Origin of the sequence: Acinetobacter sp. YH12155 (assembly GCF_013418255.1) — a bacterium.
Classification (GTDB): Bacteria; Pseudomonadota; Gammaproteobacteria; order Pseudomonadales; family Moraxellaceae; genus Acinetobacter; species Acinetobacter indicus.
In genome coordinates, this window is sequence record NZ_VPCK01000007.1 from 62,316 (window position 1) to 80,009 (window position 17,694).

Genomic DNA, 17,694 nt, shown 5'->3' on the forward strand with positions numbered 1-17,694 from the left:
CTTAGTCCTTGCTGCGTTTAAAGCGGGCAAAGCGTTTATTGAAGCTGGCGACACGGCCTTCATTGCTGGCCTGACGTTGCTCACCGGTATAAAACGGATGCGAAGCACTGGAAATATCTAAAGTCATATAGGGATAGATTTTGCCCTGATATTCCTTGGTCTGCTGCGGCTTCAGGGTGCTGCCAATAATAAAATAGGCATCGGCATTGGTGTCGTGAAACAGCACTTCCTGATATTCGGGATGGATCTCTGGACGCATAACAATTCCTCATGTTTGCTGAATATTGTAATGTTATAACGTAACAAATAAAAAGTAAAGTCAGCCCGAATGGGTCATTCGGGCTCAGCGTGGTTTTTAATATATGGTTTAAGCGTGTGGTGGAACCAGTTCTTCAAACAGATCATTTAAATTGTCATGCACTTTTAAATGAATCAGATTCCAGTAATGACCCGATACCGTACGGTTGACCATTAAGGTATCGGGTGATGGCTTGAATACATCCCAATATTTTAACGAGGGTTTCATCAGTTCCATACCATCATGATGGGCCGAGTTTTCGGCAAAATCATAATCGGTGGTCAAAGGGCGCATCAGCACTTCCAGCCAGGCCTGATACAGTTCTGGCGGGAATTTGCCTTGCTCGGACAGGGAGTGCAGGGCAGTCAGTTCCTGTTCCATTAAGGCAATATTCTGGGCACGGCCGGCCTGAATCAGCGCTTTAAAATGCTGCACAATGTCATTGGACAAGGTCTTCACACCGCCGTAATCATAAATAATCACGCTGCCATCTTCACGGAAGGCAAAGTTACCCGGATGCGGGTCACAGTGGAAACGCTTGAGATAGAAAATTTCCTGACCAATAGCGCGAAACAGCCGGCGTCCCAGTTCATTCCGGGTCGCCAGTGGCCACTGGCTGGCGGTTTCAATACTGTCACCCTGTTCCAGACTTAACGTTAAAATATGCCGGGTCGAATAGTCCTTAAAGACCTGTGGAATAATAATTTTACTGTCCAGCGCCTGATGGAAGGTACGCGCCACTTCCAGGTTTTGTGCTTCAATCTGGTAGTTCAGCTCATTGTCCAGACTGTCCTGAATTTCCTGGAACAGTTTGTCCTGCAATTTGCGGTCAATTTTTAACACACCCATTAAACGCAAGGCCAGACGCACCTGTTTCAGGTCACTTTCACAGGCTTCATCGACACCCGGATACTGGATTTTCACTACCACCTGTTCACCCGTCGGCAAAATTGCCTTATGTACCTGGCCAATGGACGCGGCGGCAAATGGGGTTTCATCAAAATGCTGGAAAATCTGCGCGAGGGGCTTGCCCAGTTCTTTTTCGATTTGTGCCTGAATTTCGGCAAAAGGCATGGGTGGTGCCTGACGTTGTAATTTGCTGATGGCCCGCGCCACTTCTGGTGGGAAAATATCTTTATATTGCGAGGCAATTTGCCCCACTTTCATGACCGCGCCTTTCATTTCTCCCAAGGTATCGGCAATCTGGATGCCAATATCCTGAAACAGTTTGCTGCGTGCGGCATTTTTCTGCTCATCATCGGCAGAAAAGTTTTTAATTGAATTGGAAACAGTTTTGGTGGCGATACTGGCGGTCATACTGGCCAGTTTCATAAAGCGACGACCCGGTGTACTAGCCGTTTTTGCCATGCGAGGTTCCTTAAGATCATCTTGACTATCTGCCTTGAGCATACCGGCAGTTGGGTGAAAAGCCTACTTTAAATTGTTAATAAGCAAATTCACTAAATATTGCACATCAAAAGCCGGCGGTAATAGCCGGCTAAAGATGATGAGAGGCGAATCGCTTAGCTGCTTTGACTCAGGCGCTGGTTGTTCATATACAACCGGATCAATAACAGTACACAGGCCACGCTCAAGCCGACAATCAGGCCGACCCAGACCCCGGCGGCGCCCATGCTGCCAAAGCGGGAAAAGTATACCCCGACCGGAAAGGCAATGACCCAGTAGGCCAGCATGGTAATCCACATTGGGCCTTTGGTGTCCTGCATACCGCGCAAACAGCCGGCTGCACTAATTTGCCAGGCATCCATTAGCTGGTAGGCAATTGCAAACAGCAGCAGATACATCGCCACCTGTGCCACATCGACATCCGAGGTATAAATCGAAATAATTTCCGGACGGAACAGCCACATAAAACTCATGGTCATAAAGGCCAGCAGGGTTGCGGTAATCAGCCCCAAATACTGCACGCGGCGCATGGCAGCCCAGTTTTTTTCACCATAATAGGTGCCAATGCGGATGGTCAGTGCAATGGCTAGAGACATCGGAATCATAAACAGCTGTGAGGTCACCGACATGGCAATCTGGTGTGCTGCTACCAGCGTTTCCCCTAAGGGGCTAATCACGATGGCTGCGGTACTGAAAATACTGACTTCAAAGAAAATTGCCAAACCAATCGGCAGGCCGAGCATTAAAATCCGTTTCATCCAGTAACGGTCGATGGGTTCCCAGCGGGTGAAAATCTGGGTGCTTTGGTAGGCGCTGCTTTTGGAAATGTACAGCGCCAGGGTAATAAACATCAGCCACTGTAAAATGGCCGTGGCAAAGCCGCAGCCGGCACTGCCCAGTTCAGGCAGCGGCCCTAAACCATACATAAAGATCAGGTTCAACGGCACCAGTACTACCAGCGCCAGCAGACTGATGACCGTTACCGGCCGTGGATAACCCAGCGCCTCGGAATAGCCACGTAGCGCAGCATACATGGTCACCGCCGGCATACCAAACCCAATGGCATGCAGAAACAGTCCGGCTTTGGGTTGCAGGCTTTCTGGTACTCCAAGCAGCGGCAATAACAGCGGTGCCAGCTGTAAAATCAGGCAGGCAATCCAGCCCAAAATAAACGCCACCCATAACGATTGCCGGGCAATGGTGGCAATTTTTTCCGGTGTACGCGCACCATTGGCCTCGGCCACCAGCGGCGTGGTGGCAATCATGATGCCGCTAAACAGCAGCATCACCGGAAGCCACAGCCCCACACCGACTGCAATTGCGGCTAAATCGGTCGGTGAAAACTGACCGGCCATAATGGTATCAATTAGCCCCAGACCGGCCTGGGCAAATTGCGTCACCAGAATCGGAATCATTAAACGGAACAGTTGTTTTAATTCAAAACGTGTGCTGCCAAGCGTAGCCACAGTTATTACCCATATTCATCATGTGCTTAGAACAGAGCGATTAGCGTTGTAAAGTGAGAAGCACACCTATAAAAATCACCACGCCACCCAGAAGACGTTGCCAGTTGATGGGTGCTTTTTCTGTGCCCAGGACACCAAAATGATCGACCAGCATCGACATGGCAATCTGACCAAACAGGATTAAACCGGTCAGGGTGAGATAGCCGAGTTTCGGTGCTGCATAAATACTTAAACTGATGGCATAGACCCCTAACACGCCGCCCAGCCACATATACCAGGGCAAATGGACGATCTCGTGCAGATTGGGTTTGGGAACCTGTTGAAAAAACACCAAAATAGCCAGCACTATTGTACCAATCAAAAACGAGAAAAGGGCAGCCTGCAAAGGAGAATATAAATATTCGCGTAGCTGGGTATTGATGGCGGTTTGCAGGGTCATGGCAATCCCGATCCCCATGGCCAGTGGCATTAAAAGCAGTAATTGCGAAGATATTTTCATCATTCTAACACGCTAATTCTTCTGTAATTTTTTCTAGTGTAGCGGTATTCGCTGTGAGATTTTATCGGTGTCCTGATGCAGTCATGTTAAAATAAGCATCTTCCTTTGCTGTTTTTGAGCTTGTTCCTTGGCTGAATTGAATCCTGCGTCTGTTCCCTTGTCCCTTTATATTCACATGCCGTGGTGCGTGCGCAAGTGTCCGTATTGTGACTTTAACTCGCATGCCGTCCCGGATGGCAAACTGTCACTGGATTTAGAACAGCAATATTTACAGGCCTTGGTCGCCGATTTTAATACGCAGCTGGAATTTGCCCAGGGCCGTGAAATTCACAGTGTGTTTATTGGCGGTGGGACCCCATCGCTGATTTCAGCAGTCGGTTATCAATGGCTGTTTACACAGCTTAAAGCGCTGTTTCCGTTTCAAGACGATTGCGAAATTACCTTAGAGGCCAATCCGGGCACCATTGAACATGATCCTTTTGCCGGTTATCTGGCAGCGGGAATTAACCGCCTGTCAATTGGGGTACAAAGTTTTAATAGCGATCATCTAAAAAAACTGGGCCGGATTCATAGCCAGAGCGATGCGCTTTCAGCGATTCACTTGGCGCGTGAGGCCGGCTTTCAGCGCATTAATGTCGATTTGATGCATGGTTTGCCGGAGCAGACTTTAGAACAGGCCTTAAATGATTTAAAACTGGCGGTCGAGCAGGGTGCAACCCATATTTCCTGGTATCAGCTGACCATTGAACCGAATACCGTGTTTTTCCGCACCCAGCCGGTATTACCGGTCGATGAAGTGCTGGAAACGATTCAGGAACAGGGTGAGGCCTATTTAAAGGCCAATGGTTTTATCAATTATGAAGTGTCGGCGTGGCGTAAAGAGCGACCTTCGGCACATAATTTGAATTACTGGCAATTTGGCGATTATCTGGCGATTGGCGCTGGCGCACATGGCAAAGTCACCCGACCAGATGGGGTATACCGTTTCCAGAAAACCCGTCTGCCAAAAGATTATCTGGCCAAGGTGCCGGCCGAGCATGGACAGTTCAAACGGATTACCGTTGAGGAGATGCCGTTCGAGTTTATGATGAATGCACTGCGCCTGAATGCCGGCGTCGATGCGAAACTTTATGCAGAACGTACCGGTTTAAGTCTGGATGATTTGGCACCGGTATTAACCTCACTACGTCAGCGCAAGTTGCTGGTGGAAGATGCCAGCCGGCTGGCCTGTACTGAACAGGGGCATGTGTTTTTAAATTCGGTGCTGGAAGAGTTTTTATAACAATCCAAAACCTTCGCTTAGGATATTCACTGTTTTTACAGCATCCATAAAAAAGACCGCTTGCGCGGTCTTTTCTTTTTGGGGCTTTGACTTAGTAGTCGAAGCTAAAATGTTCTGGTGCTAATGCAGTCATGGTTTTAGATGGATTGACCATCGCTTCGGCATGACCTTGGGTACGTGGCAATAAGCGTTCAAAGTAGAAATCTGCCACTTTGATTTTCGCTTTGTAGAACTCTGGGGTTTCTGCGCCATCATTCGATGCCAGTTTGGCCGATGCAACGGCCGCCTGCTGTGCCCAGAAGTAAGCCATCATCACATAACCCGAGAACATCAGGAAGTCGACAGAGGCACTTGAGACGATGTCGCGGTCTTTACGTGCTGCCAGCATGATGCGTACCGTCAGGGCATTCCACTGCGCGCATAGCTTGGTTAAGTCCCAGGCAAAACGGCGCATGTATTTATTGCGGGCATGCTGACCACAGAATTTCAGAATTTCTGCGGTATAGTCACGAATCACTTTACCTTTTGAGGTCAGCAGTACTTTACGGCCAATCAGGTCAAGCGCCTGTACACCGGTGGTGCCTTCATACAGGGTCGAGATACGCGAGTCACGTACAATCTGTTCCATGCCCCATTCTTTGATATAGCCATGACCGCCATAAACCTGCATGCCATGGTTGGCGGCTTCATAGCCCATTTCAGTCAGGAAGCCTTTTAGAATTGGAGTATAGAAACCGAGGTGATCATCATGCTGTTCAAAGGCAGCGGTATCGCCACGCTCCAGTGCATCGGTCATTTTGTCGGCAATTTGTGCGGCATGATAAATCATGGCACGACCACCTTCAGCAATAGCTTTTTGCGTCAGCAGCATACGGCGCACATCGGCATGGTGAATAATGGCATCGGCCACTTTTTCCGGATCTTTTTTACCGGACAGGGCACGCATTGACATCCGTTCTTTGGCATACGGTAAAGCACCCTGGAAGGCCAGTTCCGCATGACAGATCCCCTGAATCGCGGTACCAATACGGGCAGTATTCATAAAGGTGAACATGGCATGCAGGCCTTTGTTTGGTTCGCCAATTAAATAACCCACCGCATTGTCAAAGTTCAGCACCGCGGTTGCCGACGCGCGAATCCCCATTTTGTGTTCAATTGAACCACAGGTCACTGGGTTACGCTCACCCACGCCACCGTCTGCAGATGGCAGGAATTTCGGTACGATAAACAGGGAAATACCTTTGGTACCGGCCGGAGCATCCGGTAAACGCGCCAAGACAATATGGACAATATTTTCGGTCAGGTCATGTTCGCCGGCAGAAATAAAGATTTTGGTGCCTGAAATGGCATAAGTGCCGTCGGCTTGCGGTTCTGCTTTGGTTTTCACCTGACCTAAGTCAGTACCACATTGTGGCTCGGTCAAACACATGGTTCCTGACCAGGTGCCTGCCACCAGATGCGGCAGATAGGTATCTTTTTGTTCGTCTGTACCGTACTGGATAATGGTGTTGATACAGCCCACACTTAAACCCGGATACATCTGAAATGACCAGTTGGCGGTGCCCATCATTTCAGATTTGATCAGGTTTAACGACATTGGCAGGTTTTGACCGCCGTACTGTTCTGGATAAGACAGACCTTGCCAGCCGCTTTGCACAAACTGGTCATAGGCTTCTTTAAAGCCTTTTGGCGTTTTCACTTCGCCATTTTCAAAATGACAGCCTTCCTGGTCGCCGGTCTGGTTCAAAGGAGAGAGGACATTTTCACAAAAATCAGCCGCCCCTTCGAGAATCATGTCGACTGTTTCTGGATCTGCTGCTTCACCGTTAGACAAAGTTTGATAATGTGCTGGATAGTCAAACACTTCATTCATTAAGAAACGAATGTCGTGTAAAGGCGCTTTATATGCTGGCATAACATTAATCCTGATTTAAAAATAGTTTTGGATTATCTGATCGGATAGTTTGATTATTCACACTGCGCATCAAAATACATTGATGTTGAATTCAGTTAAAAATGTCAGAAAAGCGAATCAATAGAATCTTATAGACGTGGGATCAGTTCTAATTTAGGAGAAAATCCTGCCCTTGTCACCACTGTTTTTTGTATTCTATTTATTTAAATTATAACAAAATAAAACATAAGTGAGCATGATCTAGGACCAAAGCCTAATGGCCGGCAAGGTGTTTAAATCTGGGCAAAACGGTTGCCATATTTGTGTCATTAAATCCAATCATAATGCGGGTTAATTGTGCAGCCTAAATCTCAGCCATAAAAAAGAACCGTGCAAGATCGGTTCTTTTTCCGGGAAAAATCGCAGATTTTAAAGAAAATCTTTTAAATCGGGTTTGACCCCATTCCAGATTGAAAACGATTCAATTGCCTGTCCGACCAGCATGCCAAAGCCTTCCGAGGTTGGAATCTGACGGGCCTTGGCCTGTTCCAGAAAACTGGAGGGCTTGCCATAAGCCATTTCATAAGCATGTTGAAATTGCAGCGCATCCGGCAGGATTAAGGCATCGCCACTCAAGCTGGCCGATGTCGCGTTAATGACAATGTCAAACTCGCCAGCCAGGGCATCCAGACTAATGGCAGACAGTTCGGCCTGTGGTACGGCTTGCTGCAAATCAGCCACCAGCTGTTCGGCGCGCGCCAGAGTACGGTTGGCAATCACCACTTTTTTGACGCCGGCCTGAACCAGCGGATAAATCACGCCACGGGTGGCGCCGCCGGCACCAATAATCAGAATTTCGGTATTGTCCAAATTCCAGTTCAGCGCACGAATGGCATCGACCAGCCCTTGACCATCGGTATTGTCCCCATGCAGCTGGCCATCTTGCATCCACAAGGTATTTACAGCTTTGGCGGTTTTGGCCCGTTCGCTGAGTACATCACACAAGGCAAAGGCCTGTTCTTTAAACGGCACGGTGACATTCATGCCCACCCCACCTTCGGCAAAGAATTCACGAATATTGGCTTCAAAACCATCCAGCGGTGCCAGGCGTTTGCGATAGACCAGATCAACCCCGGTTTTTTCGGCAAAGGCATGATGCAGTTCTGGAGAGCGGGACTGTTCAATCGGGTTGCCCACAACGGCAAATTGTTTGCGCATTTTCACATGATCCATGTGCTGAAATGCCCATCAATATACGCCAAATCGGGCAGGGGCTAAAGTCTGCAAATGATGAACAATTGGAATAAATCCAATAAGCAAAACGACACAATCGGGTGTCGGGCAGGGAAGAGAGGGATAAGGTAAAAGGAGAGAAAATCGAATAGAGAAAAATAAAAAGATGAAAAACAGTCTGATCTGTAAACCTGTGACGGCTTAAGGATTACAGATATCCAAGATGGTATCTAAAACCAGCAAGACCGAAGTAAAAACCAGAGCAATCAGGGCAAAAACACTGGCCACAATCGACAGGCTGTCACTTAAAGGATGTTCGAAAATAAAGGTAATACTGAGAGAGCAGACTAGAAGACTGAGAATCAGCCAGAACAGCAGGCCTTTGTGTTGAGCAATAAAATTTTGCAGCATGGGAGCGTTCCTTAAATCGATACTGGCTTAATTCCATCTTTCGCCAGACGCATTAAACCAAGACTATAGAGTCTACTCGCTTTAAATGAAAGTCTTATGAAGAGTTGGCGAAAAAGTGTATGCAAATATATTTAAATGTATGCACCTTGCAAGCGTGTGTTGCAAGAAAAAAGCTACCACTATTTGCGGTAGCTTTTTAGACATTTATTGTAGTTCGCGTAGCCAGTCATGTGGCTTTAAATAATAGTCGGTGAGTTTTTTCTCTGCGGAATCGGCATCCCATTCCGGGCGATAACTCCAGCCGGCCAGATTGGGCAAGCTGACCAAAATGGATTCAATCCGGCCGCCAGTTTGCAGGCCGAACAGCGTACCACGGTCATAGACCAGGTTATATTCCACATAGCGACCACGACGATAGAGCTGGAATTCACGCTGCGCTTCGGTATAAGGTTTATCCTGATTGCGTTTAAAAATCGGCAAAATCGCTTCCAGATAGCCATTGCCCACCGCCTGAATATATTCAAAGCAGGTGTCAAAATCCCACTGGTTTAAATCATCAAAAAACAGACCGCCCACCCCGCGCTGTTCATCGCGATGTTTCAGATAGAAATAGTCATCACACCACTGTTTGTGTTCGGCATAGACCTGCTCGCCAAAGGGTGCACATAAATCATGTGCAATCTGATGCCAGGACAGGACATCTTCATCATTTGGATAAAACGGGGTCAGGTCAAAACCGCCGCCAAACCACCAGATCGGGTCCTGGCCTTCCGGTTCGGCCACAAATAAACGCACATTGGCATGTGAGGTCGGGACATTTGGATTTTTCGGGTGAATCACCAGAGATACACCCATCGCCTGCGCTTTGGCACCGGCAATACCGGGATGACGTTCAGTTGCCGAGGCAGGCAGTTTGGAGATGTTAATATGCGAGAACATCACCCCGCCTTTTTCAATCACGCTGCCGTTTTGTAAGACCCGGGAACGGCCACCGCCCCCTTCAGGGCGCTGCCAGTCATCAATTACAAATTCAGCCGTACCGCCGCCGGCCCGTTCCTGTTGTTCTAACGCGGCACAGATGCGCGCCTGTAAATCGAGGAGAAATTCACGTACGCGTTGAATATCAGCGGAGGTTGGATGCTGCATGATGACACTCATGAATAAAAAACAATAAGCACATCAAAGCACAGATTGGTAAAAAAATTAAGAGGGGGAGGACTGCTGTACGCTGCGCATGGTTGATCTAAGTGAAGAGGCAACAGCATGAGCTTCCCGATTCCCGACCAAAAGGCTAGGTTGAATTCCTGTTTTAAGCTCCGCACAATAGTGAATACGGGCCTTGTGCCCACCTCATAGGGTCAATTGCAGTGGAGCAATGTAGATGTTGAAACCGGCCAGTTCTCTCGTACAAAAATACAATGTTCCAGGACCCCGCTATACCAGTTATCCGACCGTACCGTATTGGGAAGAGGCCAGTTTTTCTCGCGAGGCCTGGCAGCAAAGTCTGCAACGCGCGTTTGCTGAATCCAATGCCAGCGAAGGCATCAGCCTGTATATCCATCTGCCCTTCTGCGAAAGTTTATGTACCTTTTGCGGTTGCCATAAGCGCGTGACCAAACGCCATGAAGTGGAGCAACCGTATATTCAGGCGGTGCTGAAAGAGTGGGATTTATATTGCCAGTTGCTGCCAGACCGGCCGATGATTAAAGAAATCCATTTGGGTGGCGGCACGCCGACTTTCTTTTCTGTAGCCCATTTACAGCAGCTGATTCAGGGCATTCTGGCCAAAGCCACAGTCGCGCCCGAGCATGAATTCAGTTTTGAAGGCCATCCGAACAATACCACTCGTGAACATTTGCAAGCGCTGTATGATCTGGGCTTTCGCCGGGTCAGCTATGGCGTGCAGGACTATAATGAAAAGGTCCAGAAAGCCATCCACCGGATTCAGCCTTATGAACATGTGCAGCGTGTGACCGAATGGGCGCGTGACATTGGCTATACGTCAATTTCGCATGATCTGGTTTTTGGTCTGCCTTTTCAGAATCTGGACGATGTTCTAAATACCATTCAGCAGACCACCCAGTTAAATCCGGACCGTCTGGCCTTTTATAGTTATGCGCATGTGCCGTGGATTAAAGGCAATGGCCAGCGCGGTTTTAAAGATGATGATGTGCCAAAAGATGAACTGAAACGTACCCTGTATGAAGAGGGCAAGAAAAAACTGCTGGCGCATGGTTATCATGAAATTGGCATGGATCATTTTGCCCTGAAAAGCGATGCCATGTATCAGGCTTTTCAGCAGGGCAGTCTGCACCGTAACTTTATGGGCTATACCGCTTCCAAAACCCAGCTGATGATTGGGCTTGGGTTATCTTCCATCAGTGATAGCTGGTACAGCTTTGCGCAAAATGAAAAGACCCTGGAAGATTATTATGCGCGACTGGAACAGAATGAAATTCCGGTATTTCGCGGGCATGTATTGACCGCTGAGGACCTGATGATTCGCCGGCATATTCTGAACTTGATGTGCAGTTTCCAGACCTCATGGGCCGAGCCAGAGATGCAGTTCCCGGAATTGCCTGAGGTGCTCAAGCAGCTGGAAGAAATGCAGGAAGATGGCTTGTTAACGCTGTTTGAGGATCATTTACAGGTTACGGAGCAGGGCAAACCGTTTGTACGTAATATCTGTATGGCGTTTGATTTGCGTTTAAAACGTAAAGTACCGAGTACCCGTATTTTCTCAATGACGATTTAATTTTTATCTTATCCAATTCAGCATTCAATCACATGACCCGGCGACAGGGAGGTCGCCATTTCACTGTATGGCAGGGATGCCATATCAGTGAAATAAAGGGGTTTGGTTACTTTGCCCCGTCAAAGTAACAAAGAAAAAGCCTTCATGCAGAATGAAATGTTATTGATACAGGTAGTCTGCCAATTTGAAATAGTTTAAAAAGAAGCCATTTAATCGAGATAAGCGGAAAGGCGACATTCCTGTCGCCGGTCATTTGATTAAAAGGTGTTTTGACTTTAAAAGAGGGAAAGCTGTTTTTGGAAACCTTAAAATGACTTAGAAGTCATCTTTTTGGTACATATGCGCCATACGCTCATGTTTGGTCTTTAAATACTGCTCATTAAACGGGTTTAAACCTACCGTTAACGGCACGCGATCAACCACATTAATTCCTTGTTCACGCAATGCTTCAATCTTTAGCGGGTTATTGGTAATTAACCGCACCGCTTTGACTTGCAGATGATCCAGCATAATGCTGCACATATCATATTGACGGGCATCGGCAGGCAGATTCAGCATTAAATTGGCATCTACCGTGTCATGTCCCTGATCTTGCAGGGCATAGGCACGAATCTTGTTGGTCAGGCCAATGCCGCGTCCTTCCTGACGTAAATATAAAATCACCCCTTGTCCGGCTTCATTAATCAGGCGTTGGGTGGCCTGTAATTGCGGGCCGCAGTCACATTTTAATGAAGCAAAGGCATCCCCGGTTAAACACTCGGAATGGACACGAACCAGTACCGGTTCGGTCGGGGCCTGTTCCAGACCTTTAGACAGTGCAACATGCTCTTCGCCAGTTTTCGGATCTTGAAATACAGTAATTTTAAATTCACCAAAAGCGGTTGGTAGTCTTGACGTTGCGACAAATTCTATAGGCACAGTTTTACCCGTTAAATTGTTCATGAATGCGTTAAAGTATAGCCTAATGCTCAGACATTAGTAGAATAGGATTGCTGAATTTCTGCAGAAGATTTTCTTTTTTGTAGAAAGCGAACGATAATAGTTGATAAATAGCAAGGTTATTCAGGATAATCTACGCCACCTAAACACTGCCCGACTGAAATCATTGCTCAAAACTACATCGCTAGAAATGTGGCTGATTGAAGATGGTACAATTCGACTATATGATCGAGTAACTCCCCCTTGACCTAGCTTAGGTTTTGCCAGGCTTTAGAAGGCTTTGCCACATATGTTGTATACAGAAATACCGACTCAACGCCCTGTAACACCGTTGCTGGATAGCATAGATCATCCACAACAATTACGTTTACTCGCGCAAAGCCAGTTAGCACAAGTGGCAGATGAGTTACGTCAATTCATTTTGTATGCAGCAGGGCAAAGTGGCGGGCATTTCGGTGCCAATTTAGGGGTCATCGAACTGACTGTGGCCTTGCATTATGCGTTTAATACGCCACATGACCGTCTGATCTGGGATGTCGGTCATCAGGCTTATCCGCATAAAGCCTTAACTGGACGCCGTGAACAGCTGACCACTATTCGTGCCAAAGATGGTCTGGCCGCGTTTCCGGCCCGTGAAGAATCTGAATTTGATACCTTTGGCGTCGGACATTCATCCACCGCGATTTCTGCCGGTTTGGGCATGGCGCTGGCTAGCCGTTATCAGCAGCAGCAGCGTGAAGTGGTGGCAATTATTGGTGATGGTGCCATGACCGCCGGCATGGCCTTTGAAGCCATGAATGATGCGGTGGCGCATCAGGCCGATTTAATGGTCATTTTAAACGACAATGATATGTCAATTTCCTGCAGCACCGGTGGTTTTGCCAAACATCTGGCGGCGCTGTGGCAGCGCGGCGAAAGCGTGCATATTGATGCTGCTGGCGAGGCCTATATCCAGCCACATCCCGAGTGGAACTACACCTCACGTTTGCATTGTGCTGCAACCGATGCGGCTGATAATTTATTTAAAGCGATTGGTTTTGATTATTTTGGTCCTTTTGATGGCCATGATGTTGATCAGCTGGTCAATGTATTCCAGGCGCTGAAAAAGCGTAAAGGCCCGCGTTTAATCCACGTTTATACCAAAAAGGGCAAAGGCTTTGCCCCGGCAGAAGCGGACCAGATTAAATATCACGCAATTAGTAAAATCAACAGCAGCGCGTCTGCAGCAGCGGCACCTAAATATTCCGATGTTTTTGGCCAATGGCTATCTGATGAAGCTGCACAAGATTCACGCCTGCTGGCGATTACTCCGGCCATGTGCGAAGGTTCGGGCATGGTGCAGTTTGCCAAGCAATATCCGGAGCGTTTCTTTGACGTAGCCATTGCTGAACAGCATGCCGTGACCTTGGCGGCCGGAATGGCCTGTGAAGGTTTAAAACCGGTGGTCGCGATTTATTCGACTTTCCTGCAACGTGGTTATGATCAGCTGATTCATGATGTGGCGCTGCAAAATCTGGATGTCACCTTCGGTATCGACCGGGCCGGTCTGGTCGGTGAAGATGGTCCAACCCATGCCGGAGCCTATGACTATGCCTACATGCGCACCGTACCGAATATGGTGATCATGGCGCCTAAAGATGAAAATGAATGCCGCCAGATGCTACACACGGCTTATCATTATCCGGGGCCGGCAGCGGTGCGTTATCCACGTGGTAATGGCGTTGGAGTCGAAATTCAGCAGCAATTGAACCTGATGGAGATCGGTCAGGCAGAAATTGTGGCGCGTTTTAATGAACAGTCGGATGAGCAGATTGCCATTTTGGCCTTTGGTAGCCGGGTCTATCCGGCCATTGAAGCAGCACAGGCATTTGCAGCCCAGCATGACATTGCCGTGCAAGTGGTGAACATGCGTTTTGTGAAACCGCTGGATGAAGCCATGATTGAACGCCTGGCTGAAAACACCCAGCTGTTTGTAACCGTAGAAGAACATGCAGTGATGGGCGGCGCGGGCAGTGCCGTCAGTGAATATCTGGCCAAGGCTCAGCTGGTCAAGCCTATTATTCACTTAGGCCTGGATGACAGCTTTATGCAACAGGCCACACATAGCCAGATGTTGCAGCAGGCCGGTCTTGATGCCGCCGGTATCGAGCAGGCCATGACCCAGGCCTGGAACAAGCTGACCGAGAGCGTTTCATCCTGAAGCAATAAATTTTAGAAACATTTATTCCCCAAAAGCCCCAATATTTGCTAAAATGTTGGGGCTTTTATGCATTATTCTTTATCAGTATCTTCAAATTTGTAGTGGGTGTTCAATGGAACCTATGGTGGTGATGGCTGCGCGTGCGGCTCAAACAGTTGGTCAAGAGCTTTTAAAAGCGCATCAGAATCGTCATAAACTCGATCTACAAGTCGAAGAAAAAGGAATTGATGGTCCAGTAACGCGTGTTGACCGTTACCTGGAACAGTTGACCATCGATACCCTACGTAAAAGCTATAAAAATCACAGTTTCTTGGGTGAAGAGTTCGGTCTGCAAGAAGGTAAAGGTCATGACGCCGATTGGTGCTGGGTGATCGATCCTTTAGACGGTACGCTTAACTTCATCAACGGTTTTCCGCATTTCTGTATCTCTATTGCTGTTCAGCACAAAGGCGTGACTCAGCACGGCGTGATCTATGATCCAGTCAAAGACGAATTGTTCTCTGCCAGCCGTGGTCGTGGTGCCATGCTTAATCAGCGCCGTATCCGCGTGAATGTTAAAGACAGCCTGGAGAATACGTTCCTGGCTGTGGGCCATGCTTACCGCGCCAAACGTAATGGTGAAGTGGTGTCGTATGCCAAAAACCATTTCGAATCATTATTGAACGTGACTGAAGCCGGTGCGCAATATCGCCGTGCAGGTTCTGCTGCGCTGGATCTGGCTTATGTGGCAGCTGGTCGTTTAGATGGCTATTTCGAGCTGGGCCTAAAACCGTGGGATATCGCAGCGGGTGAGTTAATCGTCAAAGAAGCTGGTGGTACTGTAGTGGATGCACGTGGTGGCAGCGATTCTATGGACAATGGTCAGGTACTTGCGTGTTCTATGAAAATGCTGAAGCCTTTAATGAAGGCAGTAGTACCTGCCTGGGGCGACGCGGCAAAATAATAGACGCATTGAGTGAAATGACAAGGCTTGCTCCCAAGCCCTAAAAAACAGCCCGCCCAGTCGGGCTGTTTTTTTGCCTGTTATTTGTGCTTGATTTAATTCAAGTTTAACGACTGGTACAGAAATTAACGCAAAAGTTGATTAAATTAGATGACTTTTAAAATAATCCTGCTATAATCCGCCCACGCACTTAATTTCCGTTCATTACCTGAACATTTCTCTTCTAATCATTGTGTATGCGCGTGCGGTCCAAAGAGAGGACGATATCTCGCGCCCCAATCGCTAAAGCGATTCCTTCAGGTTAAGCCGTAATCATGCGTGCGTTATATCAACATCGTCGTTACTCGGATCGCCGCTGAATTCTTAAATTTTCAGCGTTCAATGCTGTGCCGCTTTTTGCCGATGTCCATTTGACTTTATTATTATGGAGCACCCAATTCTCGGGTGAAATACTCTATGAGCAAAACTTTTGCTGATTTTCCTCTACACGAAACTTTACAACAAGCGTTAGACGCTCTTGGCTTTACTGCGCCTACGCCTGTACAGGAACAGTCAATTCCTGCGGCATTAGAAGGTAAAGATCTTCTTGTATCAAGCCAAACCGGTTCGGGTAAAACTGCAGCGTTCCTTCTCCCAACGCTGAACGCACTTGCAAACCAGGACACATTCGTTCCGTTTAAAGAACGTATGAAAGCCATTACTCAGCCATCTATTCTGGTACTTTGCCCAACACGTGAACTTGCTCAACAGGTGAGCCAGGACGCGATTGCATTTGTACGTCACATGAAAGGTGTTCGTATTGCTGCGATCATGGGTGGTATGCCTTTTGGTAAACAAATTCAACAGTTAAAAGGTGCACAAGTGGTTGTAGCGACGCCAGGTCGTCTACTTGACCTTGTGAACCGTCGTCAAATCAAACTCGACAAAGTTAATGCGTTAATCGTTGACGAAGCTGACCGTATGCTGGACCTGGGTTTCTCTGAAGACCTGGAAGCAATCAGTGATTTGGCTGCAAACCGCGAACAGACCTTAATGTTCTCTGCGACATTTGCACCACGTATCATCACGCTTGCTGAACGTATGATGAATGAGCCAGAACGTATTGCGATCGAAACTGGTCACTCTACTAATACGGACATCACTCAAACGCTGCACTGGACTGATGGTTTCGAGCACAAGAAAAAACTGTTGACGCACTGGTTGAGCGAACAGGATCTTGATCAGGCCGTTGTATTCGCTTCTACCCAAGAAGATACCGATATGCTGGCTGAAGAACTGGCTGAAGCAGGTCACTCAGTTGTTGCGCTGCATGGTGCAATGCCACAAACCGTTCGTAACCGCCGTTTACGCAGCATTCGTGAAGGTCGTGCCAAGATTTTAGTTGCAACTGACGTTGCAGCGCGTGGTCTGGACGTACCGACTATTTCTCACGTGATTAACTTCGGTCTGCCAATGAAGAACGAAGACTATGTACACCGTATTGGCCGTACTGGTCGTGCCGGTCGTACTGGTAAAGCGATTACTTTGGCGACTTACCGTGAACGCGGTAAAATTCGTGCGCTTGAAGATTACTTAGATGCACGTTTAGAAGTATCTGAAATTGAAGGTTTAGAGCCATCTCCACCTCCAGCACGTCCACGTCGTGACGGCGGTCGTGGTGGTAAACGTGACGGTGGTCGCGGTGGCCGTGGTGGTTTCGGCGGTGGCCGTCGTTTTGAAGGCGAAAGCAACTTCAAACGTCGTGAAGGCGGTGATGACCGTCCACGTCGCAGCTTCGACGACAAACCACGTGGCGAGCGTCCATTTGGTGAAGACCGTCCACGTCGTGAATTCAACAGCGATCGTCCGCGTCGTGAAGGTGGCTTTGGCGACCGTCCACAGCGTTCTTTCGATGACCGTCCACGTCGCGAATTCAACAGCGACCGTCCACGTCGTGAAGGTGGCTTTGGTGACCGTCCACAACGTTCTTTCGATGATCGTCCACGCCGTGAATTCAACAGTGACCGTCCGCGTCGCGAAGGTGGTTTCAACGAGCGTCCACGTTTTGACAGCAATGATGACAACCGTGGCAACCGCGTAGACTACAAACCACGTCGTGAAGGTGCTTTCGGTGACCGTCCTAAGCGTGATTTTGGCGACCGTCCAGCGCGTTCATTCGGTGAAGATCGTCCACGTCGCGAATTCAACAGCGACCGTCCACGCCGTGAAGGTGGTGACCGTCGTCGTAAATTCAACGACTAAGTTGAACTGAGCGAATTCAGAAAACCGGTGCTTGCACCGGTTTTTTTATGCGAGAAAATTTGAATTTTGATGAGGAAAATGTATACTGGTTCAAGTTTATTTAAGAATATATTAAGCGATGTCTCA

Annotated in this window: 14 protein-coding genes; 5 read left to right on the forward strand and 9 right to left on the reverse strand. The window is 48.1% G+C overall.

Features of this window, described 5'->3' with window-relative positions:
* Nucleotide 1 precedes the first annotated feature (1 nt).
* From FTU86_RS06785 to FTU86_RS06800, 4 genes are all read right to left on the reverse strand, one after another.
* The gene (locus FTU86_RS06785; protein ID WP_016658507.1) at nt 2-259 is read right to left on the reverse strand and encodes a type B 50S ribosomal protein L31; all 258 of its coding nucleotides are present in this window, start codon (nt 257-259) and stop codon (nt 2-4) included.
* Nucleotides 260-367: 108 nt separating this feature from the next.
* Nucleotides 368-1,666 (reverse strand): AarF/ABC1/UbiB kinase family protein, encoded by a 1,299-nt coding sequence (locus FTU86_RS06790; protein ID WP_016658508.1) that lies wholly within the window; start codon nt 1,664-1,666, stop codon nt 368-370.
* Nucleotides 1,667-1,821: 155 nt separating this feature from the next.
* Complete coding sequence (locus FTU86_RS06795; protein ID WP_075168245.1) at nt 1,822-3,120, reverse strand: MATE family efflux transporter; 1,299 nt, start codon at nt 3,118-3,120, stop codon at nt 1,822-1,824.
* A gap of 91 nt (nt 3,121-3,211) precedes the next feature.
* Nucleotides 3,212-3,670 carry a DMT family transporter gene (locus FTU86_RS06800; RefSeq protein ID WP_034598237.1) on the reverse strand — a complete coding sequence of 153 codons (459 nt, stop codon included), beginning with the start codon at nt 3,668-3,670 and terminating at the stop codon, nt 3,212-3,214.
* Nucleotides 3,671-3,797: 127 nt separating this feature from the next.
* Between FTU86_RS06800 and hemW the strand changes: the two genes are divergently transcribed.
* Nucleotides 3,798-4,952 (forward strand): radical SAM family heme chaperone HemW, encoded by a 1,155-nt coding sequence (gene hemW, locus FTU86_RS06805; protein WP_180036554.1) that lies wholly within the window; start codon nt 3,798-3,800, stop codon nt 4,950-4,952.
* Between the two features lie 91 nt (nt 4,953-5,043).
* Here the strand turns inward: hemW and FTU86_RS06810 are convergent, their stop codons facing one another.
* The 4 genes from FTU86_RS06810 to hemF all read right to left on the reverse strand — a co-directional run bounded on the left by FTU86_RS06810 (nt 5,044) and on the right by hemF (nt 9,636).
* On the reverse strand, nt 5,044-6,867 hold the full coding sequence (locus tag FTU86_RS06810) for an acyl-CoA dehydrogenase C-terminal domain-containing protein (protein ID WP_016658512.1): 1,824 nt from the start codon (nt 6,865-6,867) through the stop codon (nt 5,044-5,046).
* Nucleotides 6,868-7,275: 408 nt separating this feature from the next.
* Entirely contained in the window at nt 7,276-8,064 is a 789-nt protein-coding gene (aroE, locus tag FTU86_RS06815; protein ID WP_180036553.1) for a shikimate dehydrogenase, read from the reverse strand.
* A gap of 216 nt (nt 8,065-8,280) precedes the next feature.
* Nucleotides 8,281-8,490, reverse strand: a complete 210-nt coding sequence (locus tag FTU86_RS06820; protein ID WP_016658513.1) for a hypothetical protein — start codon at nt 8,488-8,490, stop codon at nt 8,281-8,283.
* Nucleotides 8,491-8,694: 204 nt separating this feature from the next.
* A complete protein-coding gene (gene hemF / locus FTU86_RS06825) occupies nt 8,695-9,636 on the reverse strand; it encodes an oxygen-dependent coproporphyrinogen oxidase (RefSeq protein ID WP_005180340.1) in 942 nt (313 codons plus the stop codon).
* Nucleotides 9,637-9,871: 235 nt separating this feature from the next.
* Between hemF and hemN the strand changes: the two genes are divergently transcribed.
* Nucleotides 9,872-11,245, forward strand: coding sequence for an oxygen-independent coproporphyrinogen III oxidase (hemN, locus tag FTU86_RS06830; RefSeq protein ID WP_180036552.1), 1,374 nt, complete (start codon nt 9,872-9,874; stop codon nt 11,243-11,245).
* Between the two features lie 315 nt (nt 11,246-11,560).
* Here hemN and ribA read toward each other — a convergent pair whose 3' ends face one another.
* Nucleotides 11,561-12,163: a GTP cyclohydrolase II gene (ribA, locus tag FTU86_RS06835; RefSeq protein ID WP_034598236.1), complete on the reverse strand. Its 603-nt coding sequence runs from the start codon at nt 12,161-12,163 to the stop codon at nt 11,561-11,563.
* 310 nt (nt 12,164-12,473) lie between these two features.
* On the opposite strand from ribA, the gene dxs reads away from it, so the two are divergent.
* The 3 genes from dxs to FTU86_RS06850 all read left to right on the forward strand — a co-directional run bounded on the left by dxs (nt 12,474) and on the right by FTU86_RS06850 (nt 17,568).
* Nucleotides 12,474-14,384 carry a 1-deoxy-D-xylulose-5-phosphate synthase gene (gene dxs / locus FTU86_RS06840; RefSeq protein ID WP_180036551.1) on the forward strand — a complete coding sequence of 637 codons (1,911 nt, stop codon included), beginning with the start codon at nt 12,474-12,476 and terminating at the stop codon, nt 14,382-14,384.
* Between the two features lie 112 nt (nt 14,385-14,496).
* Complete coding sequence (locus FTU86_RS06845; RefSeq protein ID WP_034597976.1) at nt 14,497-15,327, forward strand: inositol monophosphatase family protein; 831 nt, start codon at nt 14,497-14,499, stop codon at nt 15,325-15,327.
* A gap of 456 nt (nt 15,328-15,783) precedes the next feature.
* A complete protein-coding gene (locus tag FTU86_RS06850; RefSeq protein ID WP_005180331.1) occupies nt 15,784-17,568 on the forward strand; it encodes a DEAD/DEAH box helicase in 1,785 nt (594 codons plus the stop codon).
* The last annotated feature ends 126 nt before the right edge of the window (nt 17,569-17,694 follow it).